The sequence below is a fragment of the Clostridium sp. SGI.024 genome (assembly GCF_050315195.1).
Classification (GTDB): Bacteria; Bacillota; Clostridia; order Clostridiales; family Clostridiaceae; genus Clostridium.
Genome location: NZ_JBNPON010000002.1, coordinates 83,205 through 104,292, shown reverse-complemented (window position 1 = coordinate 104,292; position 21,088 = coordinate 83,205). Strand labels below are relative to the sequence as shown.

Genomic DNA, 21,088 nt, shown 5'->3' with positions numbered 1-21,088 from the left:
AATAATTGCCAGAATTTAATTCTGGCAATTATTTCAAATATTCATTAACAAATTAAATAAAATTTTATATAATTTAATATAATTAGTTTTTATGGAATATGGATATATTATAAAAGAAGGTAATTTTTAGAGAAGGAGGGAATTAAAATGAGTTTAGTTCCTATGGTAGTAGAACAAACTAGTAGGGGAGAAAGATCTTACGATATTTTTTCAAGGTTATTAAAAGATAGAATAATAATGTTAAGTGGAGAAATAAATGATACAGTAGCGAACTTAGTAGTTGCACAACTATTATTTTTAGAAAGTGAAGACCCAGATAAAGATATCCATTTATACATAAATAGCCCAGGAGGATCAATAACTTCAGGAATGGCTATTTATGATACAATGCAATATGTAAAGCCAGATGTTTCAACTATATGTATAGGTATGGCTGCATCAATGGGCTCTTTCTTACTTTCATCTGGAGCAAAAGGAAAGAGATTTGCACTTCCAAACAGTGAAATTATGATTCATCAACCATTAGGTGGTTTCCAAGGGCAAGCAACAGATTTTGATATTCATGCTAAAAGAATATTAAAGATTAAAGAATCTTTAAATAAAATCTTAAGTGAAAATACAGAGCAACCCCTAGAAAAAATTAAATCTGATGTTGAAAGAGATTACTTTATGACAGCAGAAGAAGCTATGAATTATGGTTTGGTAGATAAAGTAATAATTAAAAATGAAAAAGGTAGTAACGAATAAAATTGTTATATCTTAACCAAGTGAGGTGAATTTATGGCTAAATACGATGAGAAGAAACAATTAAAATGCTCTTTTTGTGGTAAAAATCAAGAGCAAGTAAAAAGATTAATTGCTGGGCCTGGAGTATATATTTGTGATGAATGTATAGACTTATGCTCAGAAATAATAGCTGACGAATTTGAAGAAAGTGTTGAGCTAGATACTACAAGTGTTCCTAAACCAAATGAAATTAAGAATTATTTAGATCAATATGTAATAGGTCAGGAGAAAGCTAAAAAATCTTTATCTGTTGCTGTATATAATCACTATAAAAGAATTAATTCTAACTTAGTAGATGATGATATAGAACTTCAAAAAAGCAATATTCTTTTATTAGGACCAACTGGTTCAGGTAAAACATTATTAGCTCAAACTTTAGCTAAGTTTTTAAATGTTCCTTTTGCAATTGCTGATGCTACAACTTTAACTGAAGCTGGATATGTAGGTGAAGATGTAGAAAATATATTATTAAAACTTATACAAAATGCAGATTATGATATAGAGAGAGCAGAAAAAGGAATTATTTATATAGATGAAATAGATAAGATTGCAAGAAAATCAGAGAATCCATCTATTACAAGAGATGTATCAGGAGAAGGAGTTCAGCAAGCATTATTAAAGATACTTGAAGGAACTACTGCTTCAGTTCCACCACAAGGAGGAAGAAAGCACCCTCATCAAGAATTTTTACAAATAAATACTTCAAATATATTATTTATTTGTGGTGGTGCTTTTGATGGAATTGATAAAATAATTGAAAAGAGAACAGAAAAGAGTTCTATAGGTTTTGGTGCAAGCGTTAATTCAAAGCATAACAAAGATGTGGGTAAGTTACTTCAAGATATAATGCCTGGAGATTTATTGAAGTTTGGGCTTATACCTGAATTTGTAGGTAGATTACCAGTTGTAGTAACATTAGAATCATTAGATAAAGATGCACTAATAAATATTTTAACAAAACCAAAAAATGCTTTAGTTAAGCAATATAAAAAGTTATTTGAAATAGATAATGTTCAATTAAACTTTACTGATGAAGCTTTAGAAGCAATAGCAAATGAAGCTATTAAGAGAAAAACTGGAGCTAGAGGATTAAGATCTATAGTAGAAGAAACTATGACAGAAATTATGTTTGATATTCCTTCTGATGAATCTATAGAAAAAGTTATTATAAATCAGGATTGTATAACTGAAAAGAAAAATCCAGAAGTAATTAAACTTCCTGAGGGAGAAGTTAGACCTCAGTTAAAAGCAAAAAAAGTAAAGAAAAGAAAGGGCATAGAAACTGCCTAAATAAAAAAACATCTTATTGTTATTTTTAACTTTAAGATGTTTTTTTATTTAACTAATTATATATAAAGATAAAATCTCACGTAAAAATAATGGTAAAGTATCCTTTTTTTATAGAATATTAACATACCAATAAGTTAATAATATTTATATGACAGATAGAAGGGAGGATGCATTTACTTTTAGAGTTAATGCAAAATATATGACAGAGATATTAGTAATACTACAAATAACAACTATGTTGCTATTTATTTATTATATGGTTAATAGCAATAAAGGTCATGTTAATAACAAGATAGTTATTGATAAAGAGAATTTAAAAGAAATGGATAAATTACAAAAAATGAGGAGTATACAATTAACTCAACCTTTAACAGAGAAAAGTAGACCTACTACTTTCCAAGAAGTTATAGGTCAAGAGGAAGGAATAAAAGCCTTGAAGGCTGCATTATGTGGACCTAATCCACAGCATGTTATTATTTATGGGCCTCCAGGAGTGGGTAAAACTGCTGCTGCTAGATTAGTACTTGAAGAAGCAAAAAAATTCTCAAAATCACCCTTTAAAAAAGATGCTAAGTTTATAGAAATAGATGCAACTACGATTAGATTTGATGAAAGAGGCATAGCTGATCCATTAATTGGTTCAGTTCATGATCCTATATATCAAGGGGCTGGATCTCTTGGAATAGCTGGTATTCCACAACCAAAACCAGGAGCAGTAACCAAAGCTCATGGAGGTATTTTATTTATGGATGAAATAGGGGAGTTACATAATATAGAACTTAATAAATTATTAAAGGTATTAGAAGATAGAAAGGTATTTTTAGATAGTGCTTATTATAGCAGCGAAAATCCTAATATGCCAGATTATATTAAAGAGGTATTCGATAATGGATTACCAGCAGATTTTAGATTAATTGGAGCAACTACAAGAAGTCCAGAAGAAATAGCTCCTGCTATAAGATCAAGATGTGTTGAAATATTTTTTAGATGTCTTCATGCTGATGAAATTAAAGTAATTGCAAAAAATGCAGTGATGAAAGTTGGATTAAAGATAGATGAAAAATCATTAGACTTAGTATCAAAATATTGTACTAATGGTAGAGATGTAGTTAATTTAATTCAGCTATCCTCAGGAGTTGCAATTAATGAAGATAGAGAGGATATAAATATAGAAGATATACAGTGGGTAATTGAAAGTGGTAACTATACGCAAATTCCAGATAAGAAAATTAGAGAGAAAGCTGAAATAGGAATAGTAAATGGATTAGCAGTTCATGGTGCCAATGTAGGGATTCTTATGGAAGTAGAAGCTACTGCTAGGAAGGTAAGGAAAAGATTAGGGGTATTGAAAGTAACAGGTGTTATTGAAGAAGAAGAAATAAGTAACAGTAATAGAAAAGTTAAAAGAAAAAGTACGGCTTATTCCTCTATTCAAAATGTGTTAACTGTATTAAATAATATTTTTAGTTTAGAATGTGAAAATTACGATATACATATAAATATTCCAGGGGGAATGCCTGTAGATGGTCCTTCAGCAGGAATAACAATAGCAACTGCTATATATAGTGCTATTAACAAAATCAAAATTAATAATAAAGTTGCAATGACTGGAGAAATAACTTTACTAGGAGAAGTTAAACCTATAGGAGGAGTTAATGCAAAAATATATGCAGCCAAAAAATCTGGAGCTACTAAGGTTATTATTCCAATTGAAAATTGGAGGGAAAGCTATAAAGATATAGATGGAATAAAAGTTATACCAGTAAATAGTTTAAAAGAAGTAATAGATGAAGCCATTTATGAAGAAAATACATCAGAAGATATTATTATAAAGAATAATTTAGATATATTATCAGCCAAATCAGAAGATTAAACTAAAATAATTTATAAAAATTATTTTCATTTATAAATTATATATGTATTATAATATTAATAAAACTGAAACTATTAATATATATTATTGTTAAATATAAATTATTAAATAATAAGATGTATATATCTATATAAAATAGATTGAAAAAATACAAGTTTATGTGTATACTAATAAAGTTATAGGATAAATAAGGAGGATGGGAATAATGAGTGAAAATTTTATGACTCTACCTTTAATTCCTTTAAGAGGTATTAGTATCTTTCCAAATATGATTATGCATTTTGATGTAGGAAGGGAAAAGTCAATAGCTGCAATAGAAGCAGCAATGGACAATCAAATAGAAATATTCTTATCAACACAAAAGGATTATGAAATAGAAGAACCTAGTTTTGATGATATTTTCGAAATTGGAACTATTTGCAAAATAAAACAAATAATTAAATTACCGAATAATGTTATAAGAGTATTAGTAGAGGGTATAGATAGAGGTAGACTTATAAGTATAAAAGATAAAGAGGAATATATAGAATCAGAGGTAGAAAGAATAAAAGAACCTTCTAATGAAGAATATGAAGGAATAGAAGCTTATGTAAACTTGCTTAAAAAGAGTTTCAGTAAGTATTTAAATATTTCTGGAAATAATAGAAGTAGTATTATGTCTATTTTTGGTACTATTAAGAACTGTAGTGAACTTGCTGATGTGGTTGCTTCATATGTAATAGTTGATGAAGATAAAAGACAAGAAATTCTTCAAGAAGTTGATTGTATTAAGAGAATAGAAAAGCTATTAGTTATAATAGAAAATCAAATTGATATATTAAATATAGAAAGAAAAGTAGGAAAAAGGCTTAAAGAAAGTATTGATAAATCTCAAAGAGAATATTATATAAGAGAGCAAATTAGAGCACTTCAAGAAGAAATTGGTGAAGATGACGAAGAAAAGAAAGAGATTTCTAATTACGAAAATAAAATAAAGAAGGCTAAATTACCTAAACATGTTCGTGAAAAAGCTGAAAGTGAATTAAATAGGCTAAAATTTTCTGCTGGGCAAGGTTCAGAAAGTAACGTTATAAGAACTTATTTAGATTGGATTTTAGATATTCCATGGAATAAATCAACAAAGGATAATTTTAATATTAAAGAAGCAGAAGAAATTCTTAATAATGAGCATTATGGCTTAGAAGAAGTAAAAGAAAGAATAATAGAGTATTTAGCTGTAAAGGAATATACAAAAAGCTTAAAGGGACCTATAATATGTTTAGTTGGTCCTCCTGGAGTTGGAAAAACTTCTATAGCTAAGTCTATAGCACATGCAACTAATAGAAAGTATACTAGAATGTCCTTAGGTGGTGTTAGAGATGAGGCTGAAATTAGGGGACATAGAAAAACTTATGTAGGTGCTATACCGGGAAGAATAGCTTATGCTTTAAAGGAAGCAAAAGTTAATAATCCACTTATTTTATTAGATGAAATAGATAAGCTTGGTTCAGATCATAGAGGAAATGTTGCAGATGCACTTTTAGAAGTGCTAGATAGTGAACAAAATAATACCTTTAGAGATCATTATTTAGAATTAGATATGGATCTATCTAAAGTATTATTTATAACAACTGCAAATTCATTAGATACAATTCCAGGACCTCTTTTAGATAGAATGGAAATAATAGAAGTATCAGGATATACTTATGAAGAAAAATATCATATAGCAAAAGAATATTTAATTCCTAAATTATTAAAAGAACATAAATTAGAAAATAATGAGTTTAAAATATCTGAAGCAGCAATAAAGGATATAATTAATTACTATACAAGAGAAGCTGGAGTAAGAAGTTTAGAAAGAGTTTTAGGAAAACTTATAAGAAAATCTCTTACAGAAATGATGAAAAATAATAAAAAATCTATTTCAATAAATGCTAATAGATTAGAAAAATATTTAGGAAACAAAATCTTTACTTTTGATATTAAAGATAAAGAAGACAGAGTTGGAGTAGTTAAAGGAATGGCATGGACAGCTGCTGGTGGAGATACATTACCAGTAGAAGCTGTAACTATGAATGGAAGTGGAAAGCTTACATTAACTGGACAACTAGGAGATGTAATGCAAGAATCTGCTAAAATTGCCTTTGGATTTGTGAGAGCTAATGCAAAAAAATATGGTATAAATGAAGACTTTTATAAGAATACAGATATTCATATTCATTTCCCAGAAGGAGCTATAAAGAAAGATGGACCTTCAGCTGGTGTTACTATAATAACTTCAATAGTTTCAGCATTAAGCAATAAAAAAGTAAGAAGCAATGTAGCTATGACAGGTGAAGTCACTTTAACAGGAAGAGTTTTAGCTATAGGGGGATTAAAAGAAAAATCTATTGCTGCTTTTAGAGCTGGAATTGATACTATAATAATTCCTAAGGAAAATGAAAAAGATATAAATAAAATACCTGATGTGGTTAAAAATAAACTTGATATTATTACAGTTGATCATGTTGATGAGGTATTAAAAAAAGCCATAATTGGAGTTGATACTATTGTTTAAAATAAAAAATTCAGATTTTGTTACTTCTGCTGTTAAAAAAGATCAGTATCCAGTAACAGGATTACCTGAAATTGCTTTTGTAGGGCGTTCAAATGTTGGAAAAAGTTCAATAATTAATGCTTTAACAAATAGAAGAAAATTAGCTAAAGTAAGTCAAACTCCTGGAAAGACTAGATTAATTAATTTCTTTGAAATTAATAATAATGAATTATATTTAGTAGACTTACCAGGGTATGGATATGCTAAAGTTTCTAAAACAGAAAAGGCTAGCTGGGGAAATACTATTGAAACTTATTTAAGTGGTCGTGAAGAATTAAAAAGAGTAGTTTTATTAGTTGATTCTAGACATAAACCTACAGCAGATGATATTCAAATGCATGAATGGATTAAATTTTATGGATATGATGAAGTAATTATTGCTACTAAAAGTGATAAATTATCTAATAATGAACTAAGAAAAAATGAAAAAGTAATAAGAGATACTTTGAAGCTAGGAAAAGAAGATAAATTATACTTTTTCTCATCTGTTAATAAAAAAGGAAAAGATGAATTAATTGATAATCTTTTTGGACCATTAGTAGAAAGCGAAACAGAAAGTGAATAATTTTAATAATTGCAATTAAATTTAAAAATTATTACTTTCAATATATAAGGATATAGATATTATATAATTGCAACTTAGAGCAATCTTAGTTGATAATAAATATAATACCGATATCCTTTTTTATATTTGGCTCTGTTTTAAACTGATGTTGATAATAAAAAGTATTTTAATTCGCAATAGTTTAAGATTTCGCTTTAAATATTACTTTTATTTTCTTGCAATTCATGTAATCTAAATATAGCATAAAATGAAACTGCTAAATTTGAAATAAATATTATTATTTCTACTATAAATGCAAAGGTTATTATAGCTTCCTTTGGTAAGGAATCATTAAATTTATTATTTAATAATATTTGCATAGGTCCTGTGGCGTAAACTTTTAAACTTATTATACTAAATATGGTTATAATAAGTATTGCTATATTTCTATTGCTAAGTTTTAAAAAGCATAATGTTAATACTACAAAAATAATATTGAAAATCAGAAAAACAATAGCTCTTGAAGCCTCAACCTCAAAAGCGAGATATTCAATTTGATACCACAGTGTAAATACATATGATAATACAATATAGGCTAAGGAATAAGTTGTATTAACTAAGTTTCCGTTTTTTAACTTTAATTTCATAATTTCTCCTTACTTATAAATAAATTTTCTGAATAATAAAATACAATTACAAAAAATATATATTTTTATTATATATTAATTTGGGATATAATTCCATGATGAATAGAAATAATTACCATTTTAAAAGTTAATAATTATCAACATTCAAACAAAACAAAGCCTTATATTTATAAAAGAATTTTTATATAAATATCCTATCATGAGGACTTGGACTTTAGGAAATCGCAACAATAATAGTTTTTGGGAATATATTGATTATCATATAAATACCTTTCATAATTCAGAACAAAGTGATGAATTATTACCATTAGTGTAGAAAGAGGGAAGTATCGTATGAGGGTGACTTGAAGCAAAGAGACGGAAGTAATAAGAAAAACTACAGTTAAACGGCAATAAAGTTATATAGAGCAATCTCCATAATTCCGAATGCAATGAGGAATTATTTCCTTTAGTACTTGAGTATATAAATATTGTATGACGGCGACTTGGAGCGTAGCGACGGAGCAAGGAATACAATATTTATATACTATTTTTTATAATATTACAATAAAAAACAGTGGCAATTATTATTCGAGGGAATATCATATATTATAAAACAAAAAAACTAAAAATCCCAAGGAGGAGTAAGTTATGGAAATGAATGAAATTCTAAATGGTTTAAATTCATGTGGCTGTAATGATAATGTTGCACCAAATTGTCCATCACAACCAATTGGAAACTGTTGTAATAACAATGGTTGTTTTGGCGGATTTGGAAGTTGGATTTGGATCTTATTAATCCTATTCTACAGCGGAGGATTTGGCGGTGGATATGGTAACAGAGGTAGAAGTCGCTGCTGTTGTAAGAAATCACGTAGACGTGATTGCTGTTGTGAAGAATGCTGCTGTGATGGTGGTGGATCTGGAGGATATGGCGGATCTGGTGGATTAGGAAATTGTACACCTTATCTATTCCTATTAGTTATTTTATTCCTTTGTAATGGTTCAGGTTTTGGAAACTGTGGTAACTTCGGGTGTGGAAATTTATTTGGCGGATGCTGCTAATATGAATTAGAAAGGAGAGAAAATCATGTCAAAGAGAAAACATTGCCGTGAAAAAAAATATGATGATTGCTGCTGCTGTGAACCAGTATGTTGCGAGCCAATGGGAAATGCTTGCTGTGGAACAGGAAATATATTTGGTGGATTAAATAGTTGTATTACTCCAATTATATTCTTATTAATTGCATGTGCTTCTGGTCTATTAAATAGTAACTGTTCAGTTTTAATAATATTATTATTCTTACTATGTGGAGGCTGCTTCGGAAATATGTTCGGTGGAGACGGCTGCGGATATTAGTATAGAGGATGGAGGGCAAAGCCCTCCAAAAAAATGCTCAAAAATATAATCAAAAAAAATATTTTTACATATAATAAAGCAACAGAAATATAATTGGAGGAACTTTAATGTCTAAAAGAAGAAGAAGACGCAGGGAGGATAGAATAAATAGCCAATCTTCTAGCAATTTAAGAAATAACATTCCTTTTGGTATTAATCCAACCCAACTTATGAATCTTTTGGGTAGCAACATAGATTTTAATCAAATTGGAAGTATACTATCTTCTATGAAAACAGATGGTATAGATTTAAATAATTTCAACTTAGATCAAGGCAATAGTAAGCAGTCAAATTCAATGGGATTTGATTTCACTCCATTACAAAACATTATGAGCAATTTAGGATTAGGGAATTTTAACTTATATAATAATGAGTCCAATATATCTAATTTTGAAAATAATAAAATAAATACTGAAAACCTAGATAACATTGAAAATGAAAATTATGATGAAGAAATTAAAGAAGATATAGGAAATGAATTTCTTGAAGAAGATGAAAATGTACAAATGTTAGTGGCTATAAAAAGCATAGTAGATTATAAAAAAGCTGTTTTTTTAGATAAGGTAATTGATGCTTATAATAGTGGCTTATTTAAATAAAAAATGAATAAAAGGATTGGGAGTAGCTAATACTATTATTGTACCGGAGAAGTATTCTCCTATAGCAAACGTAGAGAAATCTTCGTTTAAGCTAAAACCCCCCATCCCCCTTTTAGGCCGCAATAATGCGGCCTTCAAAATAAAAAAAGCTAAAATCATAAGATTTAGCTTGTTTTTTATTTTATTTACAATTTTTACATAATCCGTAAAAGAAAACTCGATTTGATAAAACTTTAAATTCTGAGCATTCCTCAGCAGCATGATTAAGAGTAGAAAATGATAAATTTTCTAAATCGGAAACCTTACTACAGTTTATACATTGGATATGAGCGTGTTCGCCTTGATTAGCATCATATCTAAAATTACCTTCACCAACGTTAATTTCTTGAACTAATCCAACTTCCACTAAAGTTTTTAAAGCTTTGTAGACCGTAGCCAAGCTCATAGTAGGATACTCAGGTTGAAGTGATTTATATATAATTTCTGCAGAAGGATGTTCATTTGTACTCATTAAATATTTATAAACTGCTAATCTTTGAGGAGTAAGCTTTAATTTCTTTTCTCTGAAGATAGAAGTTATATTTTCCATAATACACCATCCTTTTTCTATTTGTATACCAATTATATAATATATAGTTTTACATGTCAATATTTATTTATTACTAATAATTTCTAATAGATAATAAATATCTATTAGAAAAAATTAACTTGAAATTTTCTAATAATTCTAATAATATTGTAATAAAGTAAGACTTATGATATTATAAAAACAAGAGTTGTTAATAAATTAACAAAAGGTTGTCTAAGTATACTAAATTATAATATCATAATTTTTAGTAATAATATATACTAAAGATAGAATTAATTTATTTAAGGAGGAATTTATATGGGAAAATATAAAGTTGGGGATGAATTAATAGTAGTTAGTGATCCTTCAGAAGAAAAGGATAAGTTAAGGGATTTAACTAAATTAACATCAGATGGTGACTATGCACAAATTTCATGGGGATTAAAAATAGTTGATGTGCAATATGATAAGCCATATGTTACATTAACTTATAGAAATGTAGATGGAGAATTAAATAAAGTTTTTGCTGAATGTAGAGATATAGAAAACTTTGATCATGAAAAAGTTTTAGAAAAAGCTCTTCTTAAAGCATTTACAAATGAGATAATAAATATTTCTGTAGTTAAGAATAGTATTCACTTTAAAAAATAAAAGATAAAAATGGTGCTGTGGCACAATCTAAAATGAATAATGAAAAATTAAGAAAGAAATTTCCCTAGGAGTTTCTAAAATATATATTTTTTCAATAATTCTAAATTTGCATTCTAAAATTTTAATAAAGGAGCTGCTTAGGCAGCTCTATTTTAAATTAAAAAAATATTCTAAATTTACATGTTTTAGGTTATAATGGATTTATATTGATAAAAGAGGAAAAATATATGGATATTTTTATAGCTAGACAAGGAATTTATGATAAAAATGGAAAAGTAGTGGCTTATGAATTATTATATAGGAACTCTATGAAAAATAGTTACAATCCTTTAGTTGAAGATGATGTTTCAACTTATAAAGTTATTGAAAACATATCATCCTTTGGATTGGATATTTTAACAAATAAAAAAAGAGCTTTTGTTAATTTTTCTGAAGCTTTGATAATGAAAGATATTGCCACTTTACTTCCAAAAGAAAATGTTGTAATAGAAGTACTTGAAACTGTTAATCCATCAGAAGAAATAATAAATAAATTATTGTCCCTAAAGGATTTAGGATATTATATAGCATTAGATGATGTTGTAGAGGTTGAACATATTGTAAAGTTTATTGGAGTAATTGATATAGTTAAAGTTGACTTTAGATTAGCTACAAGTGAAGCTAGAAAGAAAATTGCTTATATATGTAATAAATATAATATAGATATGTTAGCAGAGAAGGTTGAAACTTCTGAGGAATTAAATGAAGCAAAAGAATTGGGATATATTTATTTTCAAGGGTATTACTATAGTAAGCCTTCCATATTTTTAGGAAAGGATATTGCTGTTAAGAATACTAGCATATTTATGTTATTAGTTGAGCTTATTAAGGAAAATTATGATATTGATAAGGTTGAATATATAATGAAAACTGATGTTGCATTAACATATAAGTTTTTAAAATTTATAAATTCATCATATTTTAATTTTCTTCAAGAAATAAAATCAATTAGACAAGCTATTATATTAATAGGTAGAGAAGAACTTAGAAAATGGTTATCTATTTTAACTGTTGTAGAGATGTCTTCTATAAATTCTGGGTATGCAAATAGCATAATTATTAGAGCAAAATTTTGTGAAGAAATATCTAATATAATTTCATCCAATTATGCTCCTCAAGCATTTATGGTAGGATTATTTTCTAATATGCATCAAATGATTGAAAAAAATATTGATTATGTAGTTAAAGAGTTACCGTTAAACTCTGAGATTAAGAATGCATTACTAGGAGAACAAAATGTACTTAAGGATATTTTAGACTTAGCATTAGCTTATGAAAATGTTGATAGTGATAAAATAACTGAAATGCGAAAAAAAATGAGTATTAACGAGGACCTATTATGGAGAATATATTCAAAATCCATAGAGCGGTGTAGTAATATAGATAATTAAGTCGATATTTGTCTCACAAAAGTAGTGCTAGAATACTTTATTTTAACAAAAATATATACTATAATATAAGAAAATTGTGATTTCGTTTTCAACTATTGGGGTTTGGAGGGAAGAGTATGAGTAAGTGTCCGTTTTGGTCAACAAACAAAGAAAGGGTTAATTGTTATAATGAATGCCCAATGCATACTGTAGATAACGAGAATGATATATGTCCTTTTAAGGAATTATCAACATCAGGTGCTAAGTTTTCTTTTGCAGAAAATTTAAATGATGATTTATTCTATTCTCAAGATAGATATTCAAGTTATGATGAGGATAGTAGGGTTATTAACTATTAAAAAATATAGATGGAAATATAGGAATAAGGAGCTATACAGCTCCTTATTTTATACATTTATGAAGTAAGTCTTGTTTTAATTTCCATAAATTTTCTGATAAATCTACATAATAAGTATGTGGATTTTCAAATCTTAGAATTTCAGGCCACATTTTTAAACTTTCATTTTTAGAAAACTCTTTAATTTCTAATACAGAAGGACTTTCATATACTTGATTACCTTTATCGAAAATTTTTACCATTAAATCTTTTACATAAAAATTAGTTACCGTTTTTCTCTTCCAAGTTTCTATTGGATGGAAGATTTCAAGTGGCTTTGATTCATCAATAACTTCAGAGTTTAAGGCAATAAGATCAGCTATAGCATTATGAGTATCCTTGTCATAAATTCTATATATTTTCTTAAAGCCTGGATTAGTTATTTTTTCTGTATTTTCACTAATTTTTATTTTAGGTATTATTTTATTATTTTTTTCAACAGCTACAAGTTTATAGACTCCTCCAAAAACAGGTTCTGATTTTGCAGTTATTAATCTTTCACCAACTCCAAAGGAATCAATACAAGCTCCTTGGCTTAAAACATCTCTTATTATATGTTCATCTAATGAGTTAGACACTATTATCTTACAATCTTCATATCCAGCTGCATCTAGAATTTTTCTACATTTCTTAGTTAGATAAGTAATATCACCAGAATCTATTCTAATACCTTTAGGTCTTTTTCCAAGTGGTTTTAAAATTTCATCAAAAACCTTTATTGCATTTGGTAATCCAGATTTTAAAACGTTGTAAGTATCAATTAATAGAGAACAGTTATCTGGATAAACTTCAGCCCAGGCTTTAAATGCTTCATATTCAGTATCAAATAACTGTACCCAACTATGAGCCATAGTACCAACTGCTGGAACACTAAAATATTTATCGGCTATAGTACAAGCTGTAGAATCACATCCACCAATTATAGAAGCTCTAGCACCATATATAGCACCATCATATCCTTGGGCTCTACGTGAACCAAACTCCATTACAGTTCTTCCGTCTGCTGCTCTACATATTCTATTAGCTTTAGTTGCTATTAGAGTTTGGTGGTTTATTGTAAGTAGGATCATAGTTTCTATAAATTGAGCTTGAACAACTGGACCTCTTACGACAACAAGTGGTTGGTTTGGAAAAACAAAATTCCCCTCAGGAATAGCCCATACATCACATTCAAATTCAAAGTTTTTTAGATAAGTTAAAAAATCTTCTGAAAAAATATTTTTACTTCTTAAATAATCTATATCAGAATCTGTAAAATTTAAGTTGCTTAAATACTGAATTAATTGTTCCACTCCTGCCATAATACAGTATCCGCCACCATCTGGAACTCTTCTAAAATACATATCAAAATAAGCTATTTTATTTTGAATTTCTTTATTAAAGTAACCATTTGCCATAGTTAACTCATAAAAATCTACTAACATTGTTAGATTACGTTCATTAGTAACATCAAATCTTATTAAGTTTTCCATATTCTTCTCCTTTTTCTTAATATTAATATACTAAAGAAATTAATATTGAAACATATACCTATTGTACCTCTATAAATAAATTATTACAATATAGTTATTTGTAGTATAAAAAAGTCAATAATAAATAGTAAGAGGAGATAACATGAAGGTTGATTTAGATAAATATCAGAATAAAGCTGTTAATATAAATGAAAAAAATGTATTAGTTGTAGCAGCCCCAGGCTCTGGTAAAACTACAGTAATTATTAATAGAGTAAATCATTTAGTTACTAATTTAAATGTTAAGGTTGGAAATATAATTGTAATAACTTTTACAAGGGCAGCAGCAGATAATATGAGGACTAGATACAAAAATGTATTTAATAGAGAAGTTGCACCTTTTTTTGGAACCTTCCATGGATTATTTTATAAGATTCTATTAAGAGAAGGCCACAATATATCTATAATTCAAGGAGGTGTTTCTCATAGAATTATTAAATCCGTTTTAGCAAAATATTCAGATGAAGTTAGTGAAGATAAGATTAAAGAAGTCCTTAACAATATTTCATTATTTAAAACTTCTTTAAAAAAAATAGAAGATTTTAAGCCTTCTTTAGCTAAGGATATTTTTGTAGAAGCTTTAGAGAAATATGAAGAATATAAAAATAAAAATGAACTTTGGGATTTTGACGATTTATCAATAAAGGTAATAACTTTATTTAGAGAAAATGAAGGCTTATTAAATAAATATCTAAGTTTATTTAAATATGTTCTTGTAGATGAATTTCAAGATTGTGATGATTTACAAATTACATTTTTAAAAATGATGAATAAAAACAACTCTTTATTTGCAGTAGGAGATGAAGATCAATGCATTTATAGTTTTAGAGGCTCTAAGCCAGAGTACATGGTGACTTTTAAGGAAATATTTAATGGAGGAGAAAAGATTTACTTATCTATAAATTATAGAAGTAATGAAAATATTGTGGAGGCTTCTAAAGATGTAATAAAACATAATTTAAAACGAAATAATAAAGTGATTAATTCTTATAAAAGCACTAATGGAATTATAAAGTTTTCATCTCCTTATGATGAAAGAAGTCAAGGGGAAGAGATAGCGAACATAATTGAAAAGTCTATATATGATGTAAGTAAAAATGCTGTTTTATATAGAACTAATATGGAAGCTAGAAGCCTTATAGATACATTTACAAGAAGAAGAATACCTTTTGTCCTTTTAGATAAAGGATATAATTTTTTTGAACACTTTATTTCTAAGGATATTTTAGCTTATTTACAACTTGCTATTAATATTAAGGACAGGGAGAGTTTTTTACATACTATAAATAAACCCTTTAGATATGTTAGTAAGAGCAATTTAGAATATTTAAGAACTTACAGAGAAGATAAATCTCCCTTTGATATATTAATTGAAAAAAAAGATACACCGCCATATCAAGCCAAAAAGCTAGATGAATTAAGAAAAGATATTATTCACTTGAATAAGCTATCCTTATCATCAGCAATACAATATATTATAACGGAACTTGGCTATATAGATTATCTAAAGGATTATTCAGAAAGGTATAATCAAAGTATTGATGATTTAGAAGATATAGTGGAAGAATTTAAAAGTGCAGCTGATGGACTTAAGACTATTATAGAATTGCTTTCTCATGTAGAAAAAGTTAAAGAAAGTATAGAAGAAAGCAAGGATATAAAAGAAGGAGTTATTTTAAGTACAATTCATGGAGTTAAGGGAATGGAATTCAAAAATGTATTTTTAATTAATGCAAATGAAGAAACAATTCCACATAGATCCTCAATGGAAGAAAATATTGAAGAAGAAAGAAGATTGTTTTATGTTGGAATAACAAGGGCTATAGATAATCTTTATATATTTTCTCCTAAAACTCAAAGAGGAAAATTTAAGGAAGCTTCAAGATTTGTTATAGAAGGTAAATTTAAAGAAATAGAAACTAATGAAGATTATGGAATAAAGATTAATGATATAATTACTCATAAGGCTTATGGAAGAGGCAGAGTATTAGAAATTAATAAAGATGTTATAAAAGTAGATTTTGGCGATAAGATAGGTAAAAGCTTCTCAATTAAGGTATTAATGGAAAATAATCTTATTACAAAAAATAAGTAATTGTTCACTAATTAGACATTAGGCTGTATAATTTTATTATGGCAATAAAAGGAGAATAGAAGCTATATTATAGGGTATGAGGTGTATTTATATGGAGAATGTAGATTTAAGTAAGGTTAAATTTGCACTAGATGTGGGAATGCGGTCATTAATAGGAACTGTTGGAATAATTGAAGATAATAAATTCAAAGTTATATGTGAAAAGTACTTAGAACATGAAGAAAGAGCAATGATAGATGGAGAAATTCATGATATAGATTTAGTAGCAAAAGGTGTTAAAACAATACTAAGTGAAATTCAATCAGAATTAGGTATTAACCTTAAAGATGTATCCATTGCAGCTGCAGGTTTTTAAAAACAATAAGTTCTGAAAGTATAATAAGATATAAATTATTTTATAAAAGAAAATGATGATATTAATATAATTCTTCCTAAGACAATTGGGGATATAAAAAAGTATATAATTAAAAAGGAAGTAAATATTAAAAAGGATTCAGTAAATATTAGTGATAACTATATTATTAATGAAAATGATAAATTAACTACTTATGAAGAAGAAAAAACAAAAGCTACAACTGAAATAGAAGTAAAATTTAATGATTCTAGTGTAAAATTACATGGGAAAAAAGAATACGTTTTTGTTGATATATTTAACTATGTTTCTTTTGATTTAAGAGAAGCAAAGGGCATAATTAATTTAATGTTAAATGGAAACAAAGTAGGCTATACAGAAAAGTTGAAAGATGGGGATAGCATTAAAGTTTTCTGGTCCTAAGTAATATTACATAAATATAAATAAGGGGGCAAAATTTATGAATTTTAAAAATGAAGCAATAAGCATAAAAGATGAATTAATTAAAGTAAGAAGAACATTACATGAACATCCAGAGTTAGGTATGGAGGAATATGAAACTTCTAAATTTATAAAAGACTTTTTGAAAAATGAAGGTATTGAATTTAGAGAAGTAGCTAAAACAGGAGTTTGTGGAATTATAAGAGGAACTAAGGAAAGTAATAGTGATAATATAAGGACAATAGCTTTAAGAGGAGATATTGATGGACTACCTATCTTAGATAAGAAGGTTTGTGATTATAATTCAAAAATAAGTGGTAGAATGCATGCATGTGGACATGATGCTCATGCTACAATTTTATTAGGGGCAGCTAAATTATTAAATAAAAACAAGCATTTATTTAGTGGAAATGTTAAATTATTCTTTGAACCAGCTGAAGAAACAATTGGTGGAGCTAGATTTATGATTGAAGAAGGAGTTTTAGAAAATCCTAAAGTAGATTGTGTTTGTGGCCTTCATGTAGAGGAAACTTTAGAATGTGGAACAATTATGATAAAGGATGGAGTAGTAAATGCAGCATCAAATCCATTTACTATAAAGATTAAGGGATCAGGTGGTCATGGAGCTTATCCTCATACTACTGTAGATCCAGTAGTTATAGCAAGTCATATTGTATTGGCATTACAAACTATAGTTAGTAGAGAAATAAATACAGCTAACCCTGCAGTAATAACTGTTGGAAGTATTCATGGTGGAACTGCTCAAAATATAATACCAGAAGAGGTTACAATAAGTGGTGTTATAAGAACTATGAGTAAAGAAGATAGAGCTTTTGCAAAGGAAAGATTAAGAGATATAGTAGAAGGAATATGTAAGTCTTCTAGGGCTTCTGCAGAAATAGATATAGAAGAATCTTATCCTAATCTTTATAATGATGATAATATGGTAGAGCTTTTTAAGATAGGAGCAGAAAAGATTTTAGGAAGTGAAAATGTATTACTTCAAAAGCATCCTAAAATGGGGGTTGAAAGCTTTGCATATTTTGCAAATGAAAGACCAGCAGTATTTTATTTCTTAGGTTCAGGTAATAAAGAAAAGAACATAATTTATCCAGCACATAGTAGTTTATTTGATATAGATGAAGATTGTCTACCACTTGGAGTAGCAATGCAATGTCAAATGGCATTTGAATATTTGACAAGAAGTTAAATTAATATTAATCTATTAGAATGGGGAAAATAGTTCATAAAATAGAAACTAGGAGTGATTACTTTGAGAATAGAAATAGGAACAAATGAAGCAGGTCAAAGGTTAGACAAATTTTTAAGAAAGTTATTAAAGGATGTTCCATTAAGTAAAATATTTAAAGCCTTAAGAAAAGGTGATGTAAGAGTTAATGGAAAAAAACAAAAAGAGAATTACACTCTTCAAGTAGATGATGTGATTGAAATTAAATATATACAAAGTACTAAAGAAAAACCAGAAGAAAAGTTTATTAAGGTAAATGCAAGTGGAATGAAAATAACATATGAGGATGCTAATATATTAATAGTTGAAAAATGGCCTAATATCCTAGTTCATCCAGATGAAAAGGGAAAGGAGCCAAGTTTAACTGATTATGTATTATCATACTTAAATGAAAAAGGTGATTATTTACCTGAAAATGAAGTAACCTTTACTCCAGCACCATGTAATAGATTAGATAGAAATACTTCAGGAATAGTTATATTCGGGAAGAATTTTGAAGCGTTAAGAAATGTAAATGAATTAATAAGAGAAGGTAAGGTTGAAAAATACTATAATGCCTTAGTTAAGGGTAAAATTAAGGATGGATTATATAAAGGATATATTCTAAAAAATGAGGATGCAAATATTTCTAGGATTTATGATGAAAAAGTACCTAATTCTAAAGAAATAGCAATGGAAGTTAAAACTTTAAAAACAAATGGAGCTTATTCATTTTTAGAAATAGATTTAATAACAGGAAGAAGCCATCAAATAAGGGCTCATCTATCTCACTTAGGAACTCCTATTATAGGTGATAATAAATATGGTGATAGAAAACTTAATTCATTCTTTGCAAATAAGTTCGGTTTAGATTGCCAATTCTTATATGCATATAAATTAATTTTTAGGGATACAAAAGATAAATTAAGCTATTTAAATAATAAAACAATAACAGAGAGCTTACCACCAGTATTTAAAAAGATAAAAAATGATGTGTTTAAGTTTAAAATATAGTAAATAGAGGTTTAATATGGAACAAAAATCAGTAGGACGTGGGTTTTTAATATTATCAATAGCTGGTATTGCTGGTAAATTATTATCAGCAATATATGTTCCTTTATTAACATGGGTTTTAGGCGAAACTGGTTATGGAATATATGTAGTAGGCTATGATATATTTGTATTTTTAATTGCAGTAACAAGCTTAGGTGCGCAACCTGCTGTAACTAAGGTAGTTACTGAACTAAGAGCACTAGGAAATAATAAGGATGCTTTAAGAGCAATGAAACTATCAATAAGATATTTTGGAATTATCAGTATGGTTATTGCTGGAATATTTATGGCTTTAGCATTTCCTATATCTAAATTAATTTATAGAGAGCAATCGGCATGGACATTTGTATTTTTAGGACCTGCATTAATATTTGCAGCTGTTTTGGCTGCTTATAGAGGCTATATGCAAGGTGTTGAAGAAATGGAGTCTTTAGCTATATCTCAAATTATTGAGCAATTAATAAATGTAGTTCTTAGCTTAGTATTTGCATTTTTATTGTTAAAAGTTACAAGTAGTTTAGACTGGGGAAGTGCTGGAGGAACTGTTGGAACTTCTCTTGGAGCAATTGGTGGGATTATATATATTATTTATATATATAATAAGAGAGATTTTGAAGAAGAAGCTGAAAGAAATCATGATGCAAGTAAAAAGAAGGTTTCAGATAAGAGAATAGTTAAAAAAATATTTATGTATGCTATTCCTATAACTTTAGTTGCAGCAGTTCAAAATTTTGCTGGGGTTATAGATAGTATAACTTTAGCTAGAAGCTTAAAAGCTGCTGGTTTTGATGTAGATAAGATAAATAGTTTATCAGCAGTACTATCTTATTATAAAACTCTTGTTTATGTACCACTTGCAATAGTAACAGCTCTTGGAACATCAATATTTCCAAAGATTATACAGGCCTTTGTTTATAAAAATAAGAAAGATTTAAAACAGCAAACAAGCTATGCTTTTAGAATGATGTACATAATAGTTATGCCAGCAACCTTTGGGTTAGCTATATTAAGTAAAGAAATATATAGCTTTTTATTTCCTTCAGAATCAGGCTATTTTTTACTTATGTATGGTTCATCATTATTAATATTTATGTCCATAACAACTATACAAAATGTTATTTTACAAGGTATTAATAAATTATACTTAATTATTGTATCTGCAAGTCTTGGACTAGTTGCAAAAATAATAATAAATGTTTTATTAGTATCTATTCCAAGTGTTAATATAATGGGAGCAGTAATTGCAACCTTTGTATCATTTATAATACCTACAGTAATAAATCATAAAAAGATTAAACAGTTCTTTAAAGTAAATATTCCTATTGTAAAGCAAGCAATAGTGCCAACGATTTGCGCTTTGCTAATGACTTTAGTTATATTTGTTGCAAAATTCCCAATAATTAAGGCAGCTGAAGCTTTAGGTGGAGGAAAAATTATTTATGCTATAGTGACTGTAATACTTATTGGAATAGGGGGAGTTGTTTACCTTTATACAATGATTTACTTTGGAGGAATTAGAAAGAATGACTTAGATTTATTTTCACCAAAATTATTTAAATTCTTACCAAGAAGATTAAGAAAAGAACTACTTTAGGAATGAAGAAGTAAGAAGTAAGAGTTAAATAGTGAATAGTTAAGAAGTAAGAGTAAATAGATTCAAAATATAATTTATAGTGCATTATGCATTATAA

General features: G+C 27.7%; 18 protein-coding genes and 1 pseudogene. 16 read left to right on the top strand and 3 right to left on the bottom strand.

Annotated elements, in window-relative coordinates; translation table 11 throughout:
* Positions 1-147 precede the first annotated feature (147 nt).
* From clpP to yihA, 5 genes are all read left to right on the top strand, one after another.
* Positions 148-747 carry an ATP-dependent Clp endopeptidase proteolytic subunit ClpP gene (clpP, locus tag ACQRD5_RS01320; RefSeq protein ID WP_294169758.1) on the top strand — a complete coding sequence of 200 codons (600 nt, stop codon included), beginning with the start codon at positions 148-150 and terminating at the stop codon, positions 745-747.
* A gap of 33 nt (positions 748-780) precedes the next feature.
* On the top strand, positions 781-2,076 hold the full coding sequence (clpX, locus tag ACQRD5_RS01315; RefSeq protein WP_294169760.1) for an ATP-dependent Clp protease ATP-binding subunit ClpX: 1,296 nt from the start codon (positions 781-783) through the stop codon (positions 2,074-2,076).
* A gap of 199 nt (positions 2,077-2,275) precedes the next feature.
* Positions 2,276-3,949, top strand: a complete 1,674-nt coding sequence (gene lonB, locus ACQRD5_RS01310; RefSeq protein WP_294169762.1) for an ATP-dependent protease LonB — start codon at positions 2,276-2,278, stop codon at positions 3,947-3,949.
* 205 nt (positions 3,950-4,154) lie between these two features.
* Positions 4,155-6,485 carry an endopeptidase La gene (gene lon, locus ACQRD5_RS01305; protein ID WP_320901588.1) on the top strand — a complete coding sequence of 777 codons (2,331 nt, stop codon included), beginning with the start codon at positions 4,155-4,157 and terminating at the stop codon, positions 6,483-6,485.
* Positions 6,478-7,089: a ribosome biogenesis GTP-binding protein YihA/YsxC gene (gene yihA / locus ACQRD5_RS01300; protein ID WP_294169766.1), complete on the top strand. Its 612-nt coding sequence runs from the start codon at positions 6,478-6,480 to the stop codon at positions 7,087-7,089. The genes lon and yihA overlap by 8 nt, the downstream gene beginning before the upstream one ends.
* Before the next feature lie 194 nt (positions 7,090-7,283).
* On the opposite strand, the gene ACQRD5_RS01295 is transcribed toward yihA, so the two are convergent.
* Entirely contained in the window at positions 7,284-7,715 is a 432-nt protein-coding gene (locus ACQRD5_RS01295) for a hypothetical protein (RefSeq protein ID WP_294169768.1), read from the bottom strand.
* A gap of 630 nt (positions 7,716-8,345) precedes the next feature.
* Here ACQRD5_RS01295 and ACQRD5_RS01290 point away from each other — a divergent pair.
* The 3 genes from ACQRD5_RS01290 (at position 8,346) to ACQRD5_RS01280 (ending at position 9,692) form a co-directional block, all read left to right on the top strand.
* Positions 8,346-8,759 (top strand): hypothetical protein, encoded by a 414-nt coding sequence (locus ACQRD5_RS01290; protein ID WP_294169770.1) that lies wholly within the window; start codon positions 8,346-8,348, stop codon positions 8,757-8,759.
* A 25-nt stretch (positions 8,760-8,784) separates the two neighbouring features.
* Positions 8,785-9,054: a hypothetical protein gene (locus ACQRD5_RS01285; protein WP_294169772.1), complete on the top strand. Its 270-nt coding sequence runs from the start codon at positions 8,785-8,787 to the stop codon at positions 9,052-9,054.
* Between the two features lie 107 nt (positions 9,055-9,161).
* Positions 9,162-9,692, top strand: a complete 531-nt coding sequence (locus ACQRD5_RS01280; protein ID WP_294188021.1) for a hypothetical protein — start codon at positions 9,162-9,164, stop codon at positions 9,690-9,692.
* A gap of 181 nt (positions 9,693-9,873) precedes the next feature.
* On the opposite strand, the gene ACQRD5_RS01275 is transcribed toward ACQRD5_RS01280, so the two are convergent.
* Positions 9,874-10,281: a Fur family transcriptional regulator gene (locus tag ACQRD5_RS01275; RefSeq protein WP_294169774.1), complete on the bottom strand. Its 408-nt coding sequence runs from the start codon at positions 10,279-10,281 to the stop codon at positions 9,874-9,876.
* Between the two features lie 297 nt (positions 10,282-10,578).
* Between ACQRD5_RS01275 and ACQRD5_RS01270 the strand changes: the two genes are divergently transcribed.
* The 3 genes from ACQRD5_RS01270 (at position 10,579) to ACQRD5_RS01260 (ending at position 12,679) form a co-directional block, all read left to right on the top strand.
* On the top strand, positions 10,579-10,911 hold the full coding sequence (locus tag ACQRD5_RS01270) for a hypothetical protein (protein WP_294168293.1): 333 nt from the start codon (positions 10,579-10,581) through the stop codon (positions 10,909-10,911).
* A gap of 227 nt (positions 10,912-11,138) precedes the next feature.
* Positions 11,139-12,341: an EAL and HDOD domain-containing protein gene (locus ACQRD5_RS01265; RefSeq protein WP_320901584.1), complete on the top strand. Its 1,203-nt coding sequence runs from the start codon at positions 11,139-11,141 to the stop codon at positions 12,339-12,341.
* Between the two features lie 116 nt (positions 12,342-12,457).
* Positions 12,458-12,679, top strand: a complete 222-nt coding sequence (locus ACQRD5_RS01260; protein WP_320901582.1) for a hypothetical protein — start codon at positions 12,458-12,460, stop codon at positions 12,677-12,679.
* 43 nt (positions 12,680-12,722) lie between these two features.
* Here the strand turns inward: ACQRD5_RS01260 and ACQRD5_RS01255 are convergent, their stop codons facing one another.
* Positions 12,723-14,189 carry a nicotinate phosphoribosyltransferase gene (locus ACQRD5_RS01255; protein ID WP_294168298.1) on the bottom strand — a complete coding sequence of 489 codons (1,467 nt, stop codon included), beginning with the start codon at positions 14,187-14,189 and terminating at the stop codon, positions 12,723-12,725.
* Positions 14,190-14,331: 142 nt separating this feature from the next.
* On the opposite strand from ACQRD5_RS01255, the gene ACQRD5_RS01250 reads away from it, so the two are divergent.
* The 5 genes and pseudogenes from ACQRD5_RS01250 to ACQRD5_RS01230 all read left to right on the top strand — a co-directional run bounded on the left by ACQRD5_RS01250 (position 14,332) and on the right by ACQRD5_RS01230 (position 20,991).
* Positions 14,332-16,323, top strand: a complete 1,992-nt coding sequence (locus tag ACQRD5_RS01250; protein WP_427746426.1) for an ATP-dependent helicase — start codon at positions 14,332-14,334, stop codon at positions 16,321-16,323.
* Between the two features lie 91 nt (positions 16,324-16,414).
* Positions 16,415-16,672: pseudogene (locus tag ACQRD5_RS01245) on the top strand (cell division protein FtsA); the annotation flags it as partial.
* Positions 16,673-17,135: 463 nt separating this feature from the next.
* Positions 17,136-18,326 (top strand): M20 family metallopeptidase, encoded by a 1,191-nt coding sequence (locus ACQRD5_RS01240; protein WP_320901576.1) that lies wholly within the window; start codon positions 17,136-17,138, stop codon positions 18,324-18,326.
* A gap of 63 nt (positions 18,327-18,389) precedes the next feature.
* Entirely contained in the window at positions 18,390-19,358 is a 969-nt protein-coding gene (locus ACQRD5_RS01235) for an RluA family pseudouridine synthase (RefSeq protein ID WP_294168308.1), read from the top strand.
* A 16-nt stretch (positions 19,359-19,374) separates the two neighbouring features.
* Positions 19,375-20,991 carry a putative polysaccharide biosynthesis protein gene (locus ACQRD5_RS01230; protein ID WP_427746425.1) on the top strand — a complete coding sequence of 539 codons (1,617 nt, stop codon included), beginning with the start codon at positions 19,375-19,377 and terminating at the stop codon, positions 20,989-20,991.
* The last annotated feature ends 97 nt before the right edge of the window (positions 20,992-21,088 follow it).